The organism is Stieleria maiorica, from assembly GCF_008035925.1.
In the GTDB taxonomy this organism is placed as follows: domain Bacteria; phylum Planctomycetota; class Planctomycetia; order Pirellulales; family Pirellulaceae; genus Stieleria; species Stieleria maiorica.
The window spans coordinates 4,147,469-4,163,755 of sequence record NZ_CP036264.1 but is presented as its reverse complement, the minus strand read 5'-3'; the positions used below and the strand labels follow the sequence as shown (position 1 = coordinate 4,163,755).

At 57.9% G+C, this 16,287-nt stretch carries 13 protein-coding genes; 10 read left to right on the top strand and 3 right to left on the bottom strand.

The window, feature by feature from the left end:
* Window positions 1-89: 89 nt before the first annotated feature.
* Window positions 90-236 carry a hypothetical protein gene (locus Mal15_RS34075; RefSeq protein ID WP_167546816.1) on the bottom strand — a complete coding sequence of 49 codons (147 nt, stop codon included), beginning with the start codon at window positions 234-236 and terminating at the stop codon, window positions 90-92.
* A gap of 73 nt (window positions 237-309) precedes the next feature.
* Here Mal15_RS34075 and Mal15_RS14345 point away from each other — a divergent pair, with 73 nt between their 5' ends.
* The 7 genes from Mal15_RS14345 to ahr all read left to right on the top strand — a co-directional run bounded on the left by Mal15_RS14345 (window position 310) and on the right by ahr (window position 8,961).
* Window positions 310-1,383: a LacI family DNA-binding transcriptional regulator gene (locus Mal15_RS14345; protein ID WP_167546815.1), complete on the top strand. Its 1,074-nt coding sequence runs from the start codon at window positions 310-312 to the stop codon at window positions 1,381-1,383.
* Complete coding sequence (locus tag Mal15_RS14340) at window positions 1,380-5,507, top strand: PVC-type heme-binding CxxCH protein (protein WP_147868400.1); 4,128 nt, start codon at window positions 1,380-1,382, stop codon at window positions 5,505-5,507. Before Mal15_RS14345 ends, Mal15_RS14340 begins: the two co-directional genes overlap by 4 nt.
* 247 nt (window positions 5,508-5,754) lie before the next feature.
* Window positions 5,755-6,354: a 3-keto-disaccharide hydrolase gene (locus Mal15_RS14335; RefSeq protein WP_167546814.1), complete on the top strand. Its 600-nt coding sequence runs from the start codon at window positions 5,755-5,757 to the stop codon at window positions 6,352-6,354.
* Window positions 6,355-6,557: 203 nt separating this feature from the next.
* Entirely contained in the window at window positions 6,558-6,920 is a 363-nt protein-coding gene (locus Mal15_RS14330; RefSeq protein WP_147868398.1) for an SDR family oxidoreductase, read from the top strand.
* Between the two features lie 19 nt (window positions 6,921-6,939).
* The gene (locus Mal15_RS14325) at window positions 6,940-7,446 is read left to right on the top strand and encodes a GNAT family N-acetyltransferase (protein ID WP_147868397.1); all 507 of its coding nucleotides are present in this window, start codon (window positions 6,940-6,942) and stop codon (window positions 7,444-7,446) included.
* Between the two features lie 142 nt (window positions 7,447-7,588).
* The gene (locus tag Mal15_RS14320; protein WP_199773869.1) at window positions 7,589-7,789 is read left to right on the top strand and encodes a hypothetical protein; all 201 of its coding nucleotides are present in this window, start codon (window positions 7,589-7,591) and stop codon (window positions 7,787-7,789) included.
* Window positions 7,790-7,953: 164 nt separating this feature from the next.
* Window positions 7,954-8,961, top strand: coding sequence for an NADPH-dependent aldehyde reductase Ahr (ahr, locus tag Mal15_RS14315; RefSeq protein WP_147868396.1), 1,008 nt, complete (start codon window positions 7,954-7,956; stop codon window positions 8,959-8,961).
* Window positions 8,962-9,208: 247 nt separating this feature from the next.
* On the opposite strand, the gene Mal15_RS14310 is transcribed toward ahr, so the two are convergent.
* Complete coding sequence (locus Mal15_RS14310; RefSeq protein ID WP_147868395.1) at window positions 9,209-11,335, bottom strand: CehA/McbA family metallohydrolase; 2,127 nt, start codon at window positions 11,333-11,335, stop codon at window positions 9,209-9,211.
* Window positions 11,336-11,507: 172 nt separating this feature from the next.
* A complete protein-coding gene (locus tag Mal15_RS14305; RefSeq protein ID WP_147868394.1) occupies window positions 11,508-12,506 on the bottom strand; it encodes a carbon-nitrogen hydrolase family protein in 999 nt (332 codons plus the stop codon).
* Window positions 12,507-12,921: 415 nt separating this feature from the next.
* On the opposite strand from Mal15_RS14305, the gene Mal15_RS14300 reads away from it, so the two are divergent.
* The 3 genes from Mal15_RS14300 to Mal15_RS14290 all read left to right on the top strand — a co-directional run bounded on the left by Mal15_RS14300 (window position 12,922) and on the right by Mal15_RS14290 (window position 16,190).
* On the top strand, window positions 12,922-13,683 hold the full coding sequence (locus Mal15_RS14300) for a hypothetical protein (protein ID WP_147868393.1): 762 nt from the start codon (window positions 12,922-12,924) through the stop codon (window positions 13,681-13,683).
* 126 nt (window positions 13,684-13,809) lie between these two features.
* Entirely contained in the window at window positions 13,810-14,358 is a 549-nt protein-coding gene (locus Mal15_RS14295; protein ID WP_147868392.1) for a sigma-70 family RNA polymerase sigma factor, read from the top strand.
* Window positions 14,358-16,190, top strand: a complete 1,833-nt coding sequence (locus Mal15_RS14290) for a lectin-like protein (RefSeq protein WP_147868391.1) — start codon at window positions 14,358-14,360, stop codon at window positions 16,188-16,190. Before Mal15_RS14295 ends, Mal15_RS14290 begins: the two co-directional genes overlap by 1 nt.
* Window positions 16,191-16,287 lie beyond the last annotated feature (97 nt).

Here is a 16,287-nt window from a genome sequence, read left to right as displayed (position 1 = left end):
TTCGCCCACGGCTGAGTTCGTTCGGCGGCCGTTTCCGGTGTGATGCCTCGATGGTTTCGATGCCGGGGAAAACCGTCACGACAATCGCTCTACACCGCACAGGCATTCGCGATCGCCGCTTTCAAGTCCGGCGAACTGACCGGTTTGAGCAGGAAATCGGCATCGGGAAGTGGACGGATCGGGCGTCGGAGGTGGGGGCTGGGACTGCCGACGTACCTCGGCCGCATCTGTTTCAACAGCTTGCACCCTCTATTTTCATGAAATACAATCCCTTCATCAATGCTTTTTCATGCAAACGGGAGATGCGGTGTGCCTGCGACGGTAAAGGATGTGGCCAAAGCCGCGGACGTGTCGATCGGGACCGTCAGCCGAGTGCTGAGCGGCGAGCCCAATGTGGCGGATGAAACGGCACGGCGGGTCATGGAGGCCGTCGAAACGCTGGGTTATTCGCGGCTGCGGAAACGCAAACTGTCTCCCGAGGGGCGACAGCTTTCGCGGAAGAACATCGCCATGCTGCTGTTGGGGATGGACCGATCGCTCGTCAGCCTGCCGTCAGTTGCCTGCGGAATCCACGGTGCCGAATCAGCACTCTCCGCCGCGGGCGCAAATGTTCTGCTGGCCGACCTGCCTCGCGTCGATGAGATTCCCAAATCTTTTGCGAACCAGAACATTCATGGCTTGCTGGCCAAGGGGGCTCTGCAGGGAAAACTGATCGACTCCGCCGCCGAACAGCTGATCGAGCGACTTCGCCGCATCCCAACCGTCTGGTTCCTGGGACGCCCGCAAGGAGCAGACTGGGGCGACACGGTGGAGTCGAACGACACGGAGGTGGGGCGTCTGGCGGCCGACCACTTGATCGGCATGGGGCACAAGCGAATCGCGATCCTGGACCCCAAGCCCGATCATGTGACGCTGGGCCAACGCTGTGCGAGTTTCACTTGGCACGCGACCAACAATGGCGCGAGGGTCGAGAATGTTTTTGGTGCCAGTTCCGACTGGACCCTTCCGTTGCAGACGGTCAACGAGATCGAAGGGGTGGACACGCTTGTCGGAAAGTTGCTTCGGCTTCGCAGCAAACCGACGGCTGTTTTCTGCCCGGCCGATTGCATTTCCGCGATGGTTTACCACGCGTTCGCCCGCCGTGGACTACAGATCGGAAAAGACATCAGCCTGGTTTCATGCAACAACGAGTTGCCTCTTTTGACGGGTCTCTATCCCGAGGTCACCACGATCGACATTTGCGCCGAACAGATCGGTCGCCAAGCGGTCGAACAATTGATTTGGCGTCTCGATCACCCCGACTCGCCCATGGTCAGCGTCTCGGTGCAACCGCGATTGGTTGAGGGGATGTCGGTCAGATACATCGCTAGGAGCAAACGATGAGAAACGTAATATTGTCACTCCTCGTGCTGGTATCTCTATCGCGGGGCCTTCACGCGGCAGATGACCTGCCCATTGTACCGGAGGGTTTTGTCGTCGACGTCGTCGCCGCAGAGCCGATGGTCAGCAATCCCTGCGTGATGGCGTTTGACAAACGGGGACGCATCTGCGTGGCCCAGGGTCCGCAATGGCGAGCCCCGACGCCCGAAACGCCCGGCGATCGCATCGACATCTTGATCGATGAAGACGGTGACGGTGCGGCGGACGACATCAAGACCTTTGCCGAAGGCTTCAACAGTGTCCAGGGGATCGCCTGGCATGGCGACGACCTATGGATCGCAAACGCGCCAGATCTAACCGTCGTGCGAGACACCGATGGCGACGACGAAGCCGACGTGTATATCAAGGTCTACACCGGACTTGGGAACCTTGAGCATTCCCTTCACGGTCTCAACTTTGGGCCCGACGGCAAGCTTTACATGTCCAAAGGCAACTCCAAGGGGTACAACCGGCTGGACCAACTCGCACCAAAGACCTTTCGCAAGCTTTGGGGATTGGCTTCCCCGGAAGGAGCTCCCGAGTACACCGACGTCGAAGTCTTCTCCAAAGAAACGTACAAGCGAGCCTATCACACGCCCCAAGACGACTGGGGCCAACAAGGTGGGATTCTGCGCTGCGATCCCTACGGAGAAAGCGTGAACACGATGGGGCGTGACCTCGAAATCTTCGCTCGCGGTTTTCGCAATCCGTGGGACATCTGTTTTGATGACGGTTTCGAATGGCTGGGCACCGACAACGACCAAACCGAAGGCGATAAAGTCTTTGCGCCCTTTTACGGGGCCCACTTCGGCTGGGGCCATCCGTGGAGCTTTGACTGGAAAGGAATCGACCATCTGCCGACCGTCCCGATCAGCGTGCCGCTGTATGAAGGCTCCGGAGCGGGGCTCATTCACTACGGTGCGACCCAGTTCCCCACGAAGTATCAGGGCGTCTTCTTCGTCAACGACTGGATGCGGCGTGAAGTCTATCTGTTCCGGCCGGAATGGGACGGAGCGTTTTTGCGTCACGAAGGTGGCGGATTTCCGAGCGTCTTTGCCCACGCCGGTGGCGGCCGTTCGCTGCCGGCGAGTTCCGGGCGTGTGTTCGAACCGACGGATATCGAAGTCGGTCCAGAGGGTGCGATCTACATCCTGAGCTGGGGACACGGATACGGAGGCACAATTGAAAACGGAAAACAGATCGATGCGGGCCGCGTCTACCGAATCCGATATGGCAATCACGCTCCTCAGGCCCTGCCGAGACCCCGCGTGCTTTCGGAAATGACTTCCGAGCAACTCTTCGCCGACCTCGGCAGCAGTGTGCCGGCTTGGCGTGTCGATGCACAAAACGAACTTCTTCGCCGCGGCGCAGAAAGCATCCCGTTCTTGAAATCACGTTTGCAACGTGAATCCAGCAAAGCGCAGCAGACGTGGGGCCTGTGGACACTTGGCCGACTGTCGACTGAAGCGTTGTTGGATGCGTACGCGAAACAAAAATCGGACTTGAACGTTCACCTGCAAAGTCTGCGGATTCTGGCTCAGGAAAACCCCGCCGCTCTGGACGGCTTGCTGGCCTGGAACTCCAAAAACGCTCGGCTGCGCCACGCAACGGTGCAAGCAGTGTGGCGGGGCGGACGCGATGACTTGTCAAACGAGCTGATCCGACTCGCTGCGGATGAAACCGATCGAGTCGTATTCTATTCGGCTTGGAACGCTCTGCAGGATTTGCTGTCGACCGACGAGTTGAAAGTACGGCTTACTGATTCTCGGCCCCGTGTACGTCTCGCCGCTTTGCTGGCACTGTTATTCGAGGACGCGTTGAGTGTCGACCAAGTGCTTCCGTTGCGTACGGACAAAGCTCCGCAGGTCGCCGCGATGGTCGAACTCTGGTTGGAGAAAACAGGCAACGGTGCCCCGCTGATCACCCTGTCGCCTCCGCCGGGCGACTACTCCGAACCGATCGCCGTCACCGCGCAAAGTTCGATCCCGCGCAGTGTCATTACTTACACGACCGACGGCAGTGTGCCGGCGATGACCGGTCCGCGGGCGACTGGGCCGATCGCCGTCGAGAGTGACACCCGGCTTCGCTTTTCGGTATTTCAGGATTACACACAGGCCGGCGCGATGACGGATGCCGAATATCGAATTCGTCCGACCAAGGCGTATCGGCATCGACCGTTTATTGACGGTTTGGTCTCTGACAGCGGCCGCCGCTACGAATTTGATTGGAGCGGCTTGGCGGTCGGGAAACGACACTACACCGATCGAGACTACCGCATTCTTGAGGTATCCGGTGAGCTTGCTGGTCTTCCCTTCTTGCGCACCGCCAATGAAGACGATCGTCGGATCGTCGAACGTCTGGTTTCTTTCCGAAGCGACTCGGACGTCTCGGTGCTGGTCGGTGTCGATGCCCGTAATCGCGAGCCGCTCAGCTGGATGAACATCGGACAGCCGGACGGGTTCCAAAATACCGGACTGCAAATCATCACCAGTGATCCGGTCTTCAATGTCTACGAGAAAAAGTTCCCGGCAGGCCAAATCTCCTTGGGCGCAAACGTGAACCGCCCCAACGACTCCGGCCGCGGCAATTACATCGTACTGTTCAAGCGAGAGATTCTGTCGCAGCAGAGCGATCGCGAACCGATCACGATGGAAGCCGCCGTTGCGGCGATGGCCGATGCGGACCCTGAGCGCGGACGCGAGTTGTTTCTGCATCCCCAAGGCGCCGGCTGTTTCAAGTGTCATCAAATGCAGGGAATCGGCCAGGTATTGGGACCGGACCTTTCTGACATCGGCAATCGAGCGAAGACACCCGAGGTGCTGATCGAATCGATCATCCATCCGAGCGAGGTGATCACCGAGGGGTTTGCCCAGCAGAAAGTGCTCACCGTCGATGGACGTGTTGTCGCAGGATCGGTTCTCGAAGAAACGGGGCGATTGATCAAACTTGCCGCTTCCGACGGCAGCGTCACGACGGTCAACAAAGACGACATCGAACAGCGAGTCGGCACGAAAATTTCTCCGATGCCGGACGGCTTTGCCAAAATGATGACGGCGCAGCAAGTCGCTGATTTGACGGCTTGGTTGATGGCACAAAAAACCGTCGGCTACCGAGACGGTTTCTGGTTTCAAGATAACGGCGACAGTCTGAACATTCATTTTGCCGGTCAGCAAGTCGCGACGTATCTGAAGGACCATCCGAAGCTCACGCGGCGAGCACTTGTGAACGTCACAACGCCCGGCGGAATTCGAGTGACCAGGAACTACCCACCTCGTAAACCGGATGACATCGACCCCGGATACGGAGCCGAAGACGGAATCATTCACCCGCACATGCACCCCGGGATTTGGCTGGGGTTTGGCGACGTGGATGGAAATGACTACTGGCGTCTTCAATCAAGGGTCGCATTCGATCGTTTCATTCAGCCTCCAAGCGGGGACAGGAACTCAGGCTACTTTGTGACGCGAAATCTGCTGTTGCGAAAAGACGCTACAAAGGAAACCCGACGCAATAGCGAGAGAGACTCGTTATCCACCGTTGAAACCTCCGGCTACCAGGATGACGAAGTGGTCTGTGTTGAAACGACTCGCTACCACTTCGAGAACGTGCCTGAAGGACTGTTGTTGCGACTGGATGCGGAATACCGATCCGACGACCACGATTTCTACTTCGGGGATCAAGAGGAGTCTGGACTTGCCGTCCGGGTCGCTTCGCCCATTCGGGTCCAGGGCGGCAACGGCACGATCCTGAACGACCGCGGAGAACGCAACGGTGCGCAGGTCTGGGGCAAACAGGCGAAGTGGTTCGACTATTTCGGGACGGTCGGTGACCGCGAGGTCGGAATCCTGGTCGTCCCGAGCCCCGACAACCCTCGCCCGTCGTGGTTGCACGCGCGGGATTACGGAGTGATCGTGACCAACCCCTTTCCCAAACAGCCGAAAGAACGCCGAGAGCCGTACGTGAAGACCTGGGTCAAGCGTGGCGAGTGCTACAATCTTTCTTATGCCATTCTGATTCACGACTTGCCAGCCGATAAACCGATCGACCGCGATCACGTGGCAGAGTCGCTGTTAAAATCATTTGATTGACCCTTGCTTGATGTGATGGTCCGATCCATCTCTTTTTGGACACAGAAGCCGACCCAATATGAATGCAGTGTCAATGCAACGACGAGTCGTCTACCGCAACTTAGTTTTCGATCGGGCTGGACAGTCGCCGTCCTCTCCGAGGTCTGCGCAGGGCAAAGCTTCGCTTTTGCAGTCCGCCGAGTCCGGAGAACACGGCGACTCTCGGAAGGCATGGTCAACCCGCAATTTGAGTTGCGGTCGACGACTCGTGTTGGTCGCAATCGCCCTTTTTGCGTTTGCCGCAAGTCCTGCATCGGCGCAAACGTGGAAACCGCTCTTTAATGGCTCCGACCTGACGGGGTGGCATACGCAACCGGGCGGAAAGTGGGAAGTGGTCGAGGGTGTGATCGTGGGGACGAGCCCCAAGTCGGAACCGCGTCATGGGCTTCTCGTTTCCGACGATCAATACGCTAATTTCGTCTTGCGTGCAAAGTTTCGCGTCCACCAAGGCAATTCGGGCCTGTACTTTCGCGCGGAAAAGACGGATACCAATGTTGCCGTGCGTGGATTCCAAGCCGAAGTCGATGCGACCTCCGCTGTCGGCGGCTTGTACGAAACTGCCATGCGAGCCTGGGTCAGGAAGTCCGATCCAAAACTTGTCGAAAAAATTGTTTCACACCGTAACTGGGTCGACATCACGGTGACGGCGATCAATGACGACCTGACGGTATCCTTAAACGGCGTCACCGTCACCGAATTGCTGGGCGATAAAGAGTGCCTCAAAAGAGGCCACATCGCCCTGCAACTGCACGGCGGCACCGACATGCATGTCGAGTTCAAAGACATCGCGATCCTTGAGCTTCCCTAGCTGGACAGCACCACTTTGACGTAGCTACGCTCGCCAGAGCGTGGAAAACCCCAGAGCCCCACCTTCTGGCGAAGGTAGCTACGATTGACCGGCGATTCACGATGTTTCTTGCGCTAAGTGACGCTGTCCCGCTAGGCAGCGACATTTTCACCAACGCTTGGAAGAGGGAAACGGCAACATCACACTGACGATTCAGCACGTCGATGGCTCAATCGATCGAATCGAGCGTCAACGAAGCAATGGCCCAGATTCGCGAAACCGCATCAGAAGCTGACCTCCTCGGGCTAATTTCGGACAACAGCACGGCTGACGGAATCGACAAGACGATCCAAGCCCACCCGGACGTCGACATCCTGGTCAACAATAGTGAGTTGTTCCCCGGCCAGGATTGGGCTGAGGCGGAAAAGCGATTCATGGCGGAAAACCGTTCGCTCTCTTTGATTCAACGGCTGATTGAGCCGGAGGAAATCGCTAACTTGGTTGCATTCGTCGCAAGTCCACTCGCCGCCGCCATCAACGGTGCGGCACTCCGAACCGAAGGCGGGATCGTCCCGACGATCGCCTAAATAACGAGCGAGCTTATCCATGTACAAGATACGCCCCTTTCACGACTCCGATTGGGAGACAACCTGGCAAATCATTGAACCGGTTTTTCACGCGGGCCAGACGTACCCGTATCCTCCCACGATTTCGAAGCAGGAATCCTATTCCGTTTGGGTCGCGACCCCCGAATGCACCTATGTTGCCGAGGACGAACCCGGTCAGATCCTCGGAACCTACTATCTCAAGCCCAACCAACCGGGACAGGGGGCGCACGTCTGCAACTGCGGATACATCGTTTCCGACCTGGCTCGAGGGCGTGGCGTTGCGTCGGCGATGTGTGAACATTCTCAAGAACAGGCCATTCGACTTGGGTACCGTGCAATGCAATACAACTTGGTCGTGTCGACCAACGACGGGGCAGTCAGGCTATGGGAAAAACATGGCTTTGACGTCGTCGGAAGACTGCCCGGGGCATTCAAACATCCGATCGCGGGCTACGTCGACGCCCTGGTCATGTTCAAGAAGTTAACAAGCACGGTTTGCGGGTAGTGGACGAGGCGACGAGTCCATTCCGATTGCGCACCGCGAGGACTCCTCGCGTCGTCCACTACCGTTGACCGTGATCTTAAGGCGAGATGGATACTGGCCTGACTCCGACGGACCCTCCCGTGCTGCGCGATGGGATGAAAGCGTGAACGGATTCCGCAGCGATTTGCAATCGATGATCGACCTGGTTTCCGACTCCTCAACCGATCTATTCGCATCGATCCCCCACGGCGACGGCCAGACGATTCTGCGAGAAGCACTGCTGGTCGCCGATCACAACGCCTACCATCTCGGACAACTGGTCTTTTTGAGACAGTGTTTGGGCATCTGGGAGCCGACATTCTAACGGATCTGCAAGGCCTGGCGACACGCGGAAAGTGAGTTCAGGCCCTCGTTGGTGATTTCAACTTTGACAAACACCACCTCATTGCGACCAACTGCGATTCTTTCGCCGAGTTGACCAGCTCCTATAATCCTCCTAGGTCTAACTTTTCACAATGGAGAATTTCAATGACCGTGAAAGCGTATGCCGTGACCAAAGCCAAGGGTGACTTCGAACCGTTTGAATTCGAACTCGGTGACATCGATCCCTACGAGGTGGACATCAGCGTCGAGTCGTGCGGGATTTGCCACAGTGATTTGAGCATGGTGGACGACGAGTGGGGGATGGCACAGTTTCCGCTTGTACCCGGACATGAAGTTGTCGGAAAAGTCTCTGCCGTCGGCGATCTCGTGTCGCATGTGAAAGTCGGCGATCGCGTCGGGCTGGGGTGGCATGCCGGCTACTGCATGATGTGCGACCAGTGTATGGGCGGCGACCACAACCTCTGTGCCAATGCCGAGCCAACGATTGCCGGACGACATGGAGGATTCGCCGATACGGTGCGGGCGAAGGCTGCCAGTGTGGTCAAAATCCCGGATGGGCTTGATGCAAGTGAAGCCGGCCCGCTGTTGTGTGGCGGTATCGCTGTGTTTAACCCGATGGTTCAAGTCGGGCTATCACCCACCGGCAGCGTCGGGGTGATCGGGATCGGCGGACTGGGGCACATGGGGCTGAAGTTTGCTGCCGCATGGGGATGTCACGTCACCGCATTCACATCCGACTCGAAACGCCAGGAGGCTCTGGACATGGGAGCGCATGACACGATCAATTCTCGTGATCCGGACGCCATCAAAGCCGCAGCGGGTCGATTCGACCTGGTGCTGTCCACCGTCAACGTTCCGCTCGATTGGAACGCGGTCCTTGCGACATTAAAGCCGCGTGGTCGGCTGATGATGCCCGGTGCTGTTACCGAACCGCTGGGTATCAACGTCCTTCCGGACATGATGTTCAAACAACTGGCGGTGGGTTCGTCACCCGTCGGACCGCCCGTCGTGATCCGCCAGATGCTCGACTTCGCGGCCCGACACAACATCGCCCCCGTCAACGAGCACTTCCCGATGAGCAAAGTCAACGATGCGTTCGAACATCTACGGAGCGGGAAGGTGCGTTACCGGATCGTGCTGGACCGAGAATAAGTCGAAACCGCCCGGATGCTGGCGTGAACCGGCTGATCTGATGGAGCGTATCCCAATAGGCTCAGCCCCCCTCAACCCGTAGCGGAAGCCGCCAAGGCTTTCGACTCGCAGCAGTCCACACGGGAAAAGCCGAAATTCTTGGCGAATTCCTCTACCACAGTCGACCCTTGCCGGGTTTAGGGACAAAGCTAGGAGTGATGGCTTCCGTGAAACGTAACGGCATCTCTGGCAGGACGAACCATCTTCGCTACTCTCCCGCTTGTGCCCGAATCGCAGATTCCTCGGCCAGCGTTTGCAGCAGTTGCTGGTACGTCCGCTCGGCTTGGGACACCTTTGCACGAACGTCATCTGCCTGGTCGGCGGTGCGACGGCTCCAATAGTCCAGCGAACTTGAGCCGGATGCGACGCGTTGCTCTGCCGTCTGGACCTCTCGCCGAATCTCGCGAAGTACTTCCAGTTGGCGGTTAATCAAAGCCTTTGCCGAATCGGGATCCCAATGACGAAAGCCCTTCCGAGTGACATAGATCGGTGTGGTGTGCGCCTGGGAACCATCGCGGCCGACGGCGTGTGCCGCGATCCAGAATCCCCAATCGGAATCGATGCTTGTGGCGATTTCAAGCTCGGTGCCCCGTTCATCCTCTGACTGGGCGACCTCGACCGCCTGCCCCAGCTTGATCAATCGCAACTGTTTCGGTGCCGACGCATCGATGTCGCCCCAGGCCTTGACGCGAACCGATAGCGATCGGTTGTCGTCGACTTCAATCTGGTCACCCGGCATGGCATCGTCGACTTGAAACTCGATCATCGGTCCGTTGGTGACAAACGTCCTGCCACGCTTCAGTGCGGCAAACCACTGATCGGGCGAGAAAGATTCCGGAGACCCGGTAAATGCATAGGTGCGGACCGCGCCGATCGTTCCACCGTAAGGCGTATCGGCACCCGCGGACGCGGTCATTTTGAATCCCATATTCAGGAAGTCATAATACAGCTCGGTTCCCAATTCGGACTGCATGATGCTGTTGAAGTCGACGATTCCGTCGGGAGTAAACAGGGCCATTTCCCGATGCACAAAACAAGCGTTGGGGCCGACATGGGTGTGGCCGTAAAGCCCGCCCTGGTCCTGAATTTGCGCAGCGATCCAGTCGTTGGAAAGGTATCGATCCAAATCACGGACCTTGGATTTTAAATTCAGCCCGATCGCGTGCCCCAAGACCGACCTGGGGTCTTCTTGGCCGGGGATCAGCCAATGGTTACCGTGCTGGACGCGAAACGCATCCCCAAAACCACGTTGCGGATAATAAGTTCGCATCACGTCGCCCATCTCCAAGATATTTGCCACGTTGATGTCGACCGCGCGGGTGTAATCGAGCAGTTTTCTTGCATCGGCACTCGTCAGCAATTGAGCATGGACGTGGTCATCACCCGAATACCAGCCCCGCGACGGCATGTTGGTCCATCGTTTCGGTTGCAATTTGACACGTGTCCATTGCCCTGCCCGAACCGAAACGGTTTGCTGCACCGGAGTGAACTCGAGCCCGCGCAGCACTTTGATGTCCCAGTCTCCTGCCGGCAGGGGCATCTCCAACGGCGGCCTGACCACCCAGTAGCGACCTCGCTTTTGACCAGGCAAGTAGAACATGTAGCCGCGACCCGAAGGACTGAGGTGGGGGACGATCTCATTCAGGACTGACCGCAAATCGACGGCTTCGGCGGGTTCTCTTAGATTCCCCGTCTCGTGCGATGCGATGCTCATCAACACCGGAATCGATTTACCATCTTCGTCGACCACGTCCAATGCGAGTTGCCCTAGCGGTGCAGACTGAAACGTCAGCGCGTAGGTGTACAGGACGTCCTGCGTCTGGACATCGCGAAGGGTCAGGTGCGACGTCGTGCGATCCGTCGGAACGCGTTTCAAATCAAGCAAGACGTAGGTTGTTCCGTGCCTTGCGATGTCGACCGGAAAGTGTTCGGTCGGCCGCTCGCTGGCTAAATCCCAGGACCCCATCGACAACTGCACTGGTTGGCTGCGTCCGTCGGCCGGTTGAGCACGGACACGAAGCAGGATCATGTTGTCTTGTGGGCCGACCGCGATTGGCGTGTCCGGCAAGTGCGATGGCGCACCAGATCGAAAATCCAAATCGACGATGCTGTCGCCCGATAAATTGCCAAGCAACTCCAGCAGCGCTGACTCCGCCTTCCAGCGAAAAAAGTTGACCAGGCGAGATTTGGCCAACGCGGTGGGTTGGCGATCGGCCCCCAGATGTCCCGCGTCCACTCGCTGCATCATCTGCAGTTGATGATTGACTTCATCCAGCAGCGTGAGTTGCGTTGCGTCAAATCGGTGGCGCAATTGGGTGACCAATTGCCGCGCCATTGGAATCGCATGATCCAAGGGTGGTTGAACTTGTTCCAACTGCTTGCTGGTCGGCCACCCGGGCTGGGTTTCGTGCCCCCGAGCGTCAACGCCCCCCACGGTCAACAGAAGAATTAGGGCTGTCACCCGAGCCCAGTTGCGGCGATTGTGAGATGTCATGGCTGTATCACGACTAACGTCGTTTTTCCATTTCTGAATCGTCGTACTGAAACGGTTTTAGGTCGGGATAAGCGTGCCAAGGCTGCCAGCGTTTCGATACGGTCCCGTAAATCTCCGGGCGTCGCTGATGCATCATGCGGTTGTTCAAACGCTGATTTCTCAGTTCTTTCAAGTCCAGGTCAGCAACCAGCAATGCCTCCGATCCTGGCTCTGGTGCGGCCTGATCAAGCTTCCATCCAGGATAAGAACAAATCGCGGATCCACATCCCACCGATTGGTTGGACGCTACCACGTGCGTGCATGTCATGAAACTGGCGGACTGGATGATGTGTGGTTCGACCATACCGCCACGGGCGTTGACCCAAACCAGCAATTCCGCACCACGCAGTGAGGGCATCTGGAAGCTTTCAAAGAAATACCCGTCGTAGCAGGTCAGCAACCCGATCCTGCCAAATTCCAAGTCCACGACTCCGTTCTCCTGACCAAGCACCATCGTGTTTTCACCCTTTTCACCTGGATCCGGAGGCCAGCAATAGGGGGAATTCGGGCCAACCGCTGCATGCATTTTGCGGTGGGTTCCGGCCAACGCCCCGTCTCGGGCTGCAACCAGCAGCGTGTTGGCGTACGTTCCGGGGTCCGGCGGTTGTTTAATCGCAACATCGGGAAAGTGCTCCCAGCCACCGACGACGACGTTCAGGTCATGCTGCTTGGCTTGCGCGCAGAGCTTGTCGACGAGAGCGCTCTTCAGGTGAAACGACCCAAGCAGATACTCGGGAAAAACCAGCAAATCCGCGCGCTGATCAGCCGCCCGCTTCATCCAGGGAACCAGTGCGTCCACGGTGTCCTGGTCCGGATGAAAGGCTGCGTGATCGATCTGCATCTGAGCCACCGCGACGCGAACCGAATCCTTGGATTGGTCCAGGGGTGGAACCGGTTTCCCTGGCGGGGCTTGCGCGGGCAACGGGCCAGCAACTACCCCGGCCAAGCACAGCATCAATGTTCGAACGGCCATCAATTCTCCAAAACAACAAGACAGGCGGACTGAAACAGACAAGCACTCTGGTTCTGCCTCTTGATCGTTCTGGGCGTCGAAATTCTAACGCAGAAAAATTTGATCGAAAAAAGCAGTGAACGTTCGTTAGATCTCGCGCCCGTAGCACGAACAGATGTTGGACCTGCACCTTACTCCCAGCGGCACGAGTCCAATCGTTGGTGTCTAGCCTTTAGGCGATTTCGGGTCCCTGCGAAGCAGCGACCGGGAATCGCCGGTCAAACGTAGCTACCTTCGCCAAAAGGCGGGCCATCCGGGGGCACGCTCTGGCGAGCGCAGCTACGCCAGAGTGGTTTCCACGCTCTGGCGAGCGTAGCTACTTCGCTGTCCCGCTAGACACCAATGACGCGTTACCTTTCCGAACGATCGCTGAATCATGACAACACCGCGACACACCCGACGCCGATTCCTGAACCACTCCCTCGCTGCCTGCGGTGCCGCCTCGGCGGCGCTGAGTCGGGCCGGCAAGGTCGCCGCGGACGAGGCCGACACGAAGGAACCGTTGCGTGGAGCCGTGATCGGCTGCGGCGGGATCGCCTCGCATCACGCTCGCGTCAACCTGACGCCACACTTCAAAATCACCGCGATCTGCGATGTCGACCGCCAACCGATAGCGATCGAGGTATTGGATGCCGTCCACCCAGTCGACCTTGTCGACGGACTGCCGACTCTGGACAACCAGTACAACACTGCGAATTCCTTCCGGATCCGCTGCCGCTTCCCCGCCGGGGCTGAATTGATCATTTGCGATCACGCCCAGCAACTTGGTTTCGATAACGGCATCTTGTTCGAATGCGAACAAGGCCGCTTCTTTGTCAACCGCGGCAAGCTGACCGGCAAACCCATCAAAGACCTGGTCAGCCATCCCCTGGACAAGGCCTTGTTTGACAGCCTTCGCAACGGCCGCCCTGTCATGCCTCACATGGAGAACTTTTATCGCAGTTGCCGAGAACGCGTGGCGGGAATCTCGGACCCCGCCAGCCACATCCGGAATCTGAACGTCTGCCACTTGGCCAACATCGCATTGCGACTGGGGCGCAACTTGCGTTGGGACCCAGCCAGTCGGGCGGTCCTGGATGACCAAGCCGCCAGCGAGTGGCTGACGCGCGAGCAACGCAACGGGTTTGAGGTGTCTTAGCCCTCGTTGCTCGATCGGGGGCTTAAAGTTTGTCGCGAGTTTTGCGAGTTTTTTGCAAAAATGCGTTAGGCCAAACCAACTGACCACGATTACGAGTGGCGACCACGAACGACCGACGGAATTCAGATGGCGGACGATCAATCAACTCCACTTTCGAAAGACGACTTCGCGTTGTTGTACCTCCAGAATCAGGGGCGCGTGTACGCCTACATCGCCACGCTGGTCCCCAACCGGTCGGATGCCGAAGATATCCTCCAGCGAACCAGTTTGGTGATGTGGCAGAAGTGGGATCGCTTTGATTCACGCTATGGATTTGTGCCCTGGGCGCGAGGGATCGCCTTGAATGAAGTCAGGAACTTCTTGCGCCGCAGCGAACGAAAAAACGTCCATTTGTCAGACACGGTGATCTCGATGCTGGCCGAGCAGGTCGAGGAGGAGCCGGACGTGGATCGGGTGGAGGCGCTGGAGCATTGCTTGGAAGTGCTTGAAGATCGCCAGCGAGATCTGTTGGAGAAGTGTTATTTGGAATCCGTGGGGGCAAGATCCGTGGCCGAAACGCTGGGAATTTCTGCGGACGCGATTTACATGCGGCTGCATCGTATCCGACGCTCGCTGATTCAGTGCATCGAAGGTCAAGTGTCGATCAAGCCCGCCGGTTCAGGAGGAACGAACTGATGGCAGAATCAAAGGTCACTGAAGAAATGCTGAAGCTGATCGGGAAGTCTTGCGATGGCACGATTTCTCCCGAGGAGGCGAAAAAGCTGAACCAGAAGTTGGAAGCGAGCGCCGAGCTGCGCGAGGCCTACCTTGCCTACGCCCGTTTGAACGGCGAATTGATGTGGCGATATCGGACCGGCGAAGCCGCATCAAAACTGAGCACGTTGCAAGAGCCGACGATGCGACAGAAGTCGAATGGCAGTGATTGGGGCACCAAGGCGTCTCTGGCCTTGCTCGCGGTGGCCGCGGTGACGTTGATTGCTTTAAGCGCTTTTTGGGCGGGCCGCTCGGGCGACAACGCGGCCCTGCCCGGCCCGATTGCTGAGTCGGGTCCGAGCGACCAAGGGGCCGTGGGGACGGAACCGCTGTCGCAGTCGTTTGTTGCGACGCTGCTGAGCGCGTCAACGCCGGTTTGGGCAGAAAACCGACAGGCGATCGATGTGGGATCACGCATCAAGCCGGGGCCGCTTTCCTTGGAATCGGGTGAAGCCGAGATCGTCTTCGACTCGGGGGCCAAGTTGTTGGTTTCGGGTCCGGCCAAGCTGGACCTGGAATCGTCGTTTTCGGCTTACCTGGATTCTGGGAAATTGGCAGCGCATATGCCTCCCAGCGCGATCGGGTTTCGGGTGCGCACCCCAACATCGGAACTGGTGGATCAAGGAACCGAATTCGGTGTGGTCGCGGAACCGGGTGGCGCCTCGGAGGTCCACGTGTTTCGCGGCCAGGTGGATGTGCAAGACGGTCTCTCTGGTGATCCGATTGAACTGACCAACGGCCAGGCAATGCGATTCGAAACCGCAGGCAGGCCGGGTGAGAGGATCGCCTATTCCAAGAATCGTTTCGGTGGACTGGCGTTGCGTGCTGCCAATCCGATCCAGTGGATGACGCAGCAAGGTGGCAACGGGCATTACTACCAGTTGGTCGTTTTGGACCGACCGATTTCATGGCATGAAGCGGCATTAGAAGCCATGAACCTGTATCACAACGGGCTCCCCGGTCACTTGGTCACGGTGACGTCAGCGGAAGAAGACCGGTTCTTGATCGACAGCGTCATCGAAGACGTTGCCCAGCGAGGTATTTGGATTGGATTGACCGACGTGTTGCGTGAGTCCCACTTCCGTTGGGTCACCGGTGAACCATTGGGGTACTCGAATTGGGCCACCTACCCTTCGCAACAGCCGGACAATTACCAGGAAGCGGATTGGCATGGCGGTGAAGACTACGGCATGTACACGTCGTTTGCCGACCACCAGCCCTGGGCGTGGAACGATTTGAGTGTCGACAGTATCCACGAAAAGATCTCTGCGTTTTTGGTCGAATTCGAGCCATCGGTCGATGCGCTTCAGCAACGTAGCATGGCCATGGACCCGATCGAGTGGTCGAAAGAGGTCGGCGGCAACGGACACTCCTACCGGCTCGTGCTTTCGCTTCAGGCGACCGACTGGAAGGACATCAAGCAACGTGCCGACCAATCCAGTTTCAACGGTTCGCAAGGGCACCTCGTTGTTCTGGAGACTCAGGAAGAGACAGACTTTATCGTCGACAACATTCTTCGCGTGTGCGGCATCCCGGAAAACATGATCGGCCTGTCGGGATCAAAGCAAGACGGACTGACCTGGGTGAACGGTCAAGGCGTCGGAGACATCGAGATTCACCAACCCTTTTTGCCCACCAGCGATGTCTTTGGATTGCTGCGATGGGACCACACGAAAAATCAATGGAGTGTGCAGACGCGCGCGATGGAAGCGCGTCCCGCGAACTGGTTCGGATACCTGATCGAATACCCGTGATCGACTTTGCACGATCATCCCGCCTTCAATCATCCCCCCTGCTATTTCCCCAGCACCTGTTCGTTTCACGGCCTCTCCCTCTCGACGAGGGCTGCGG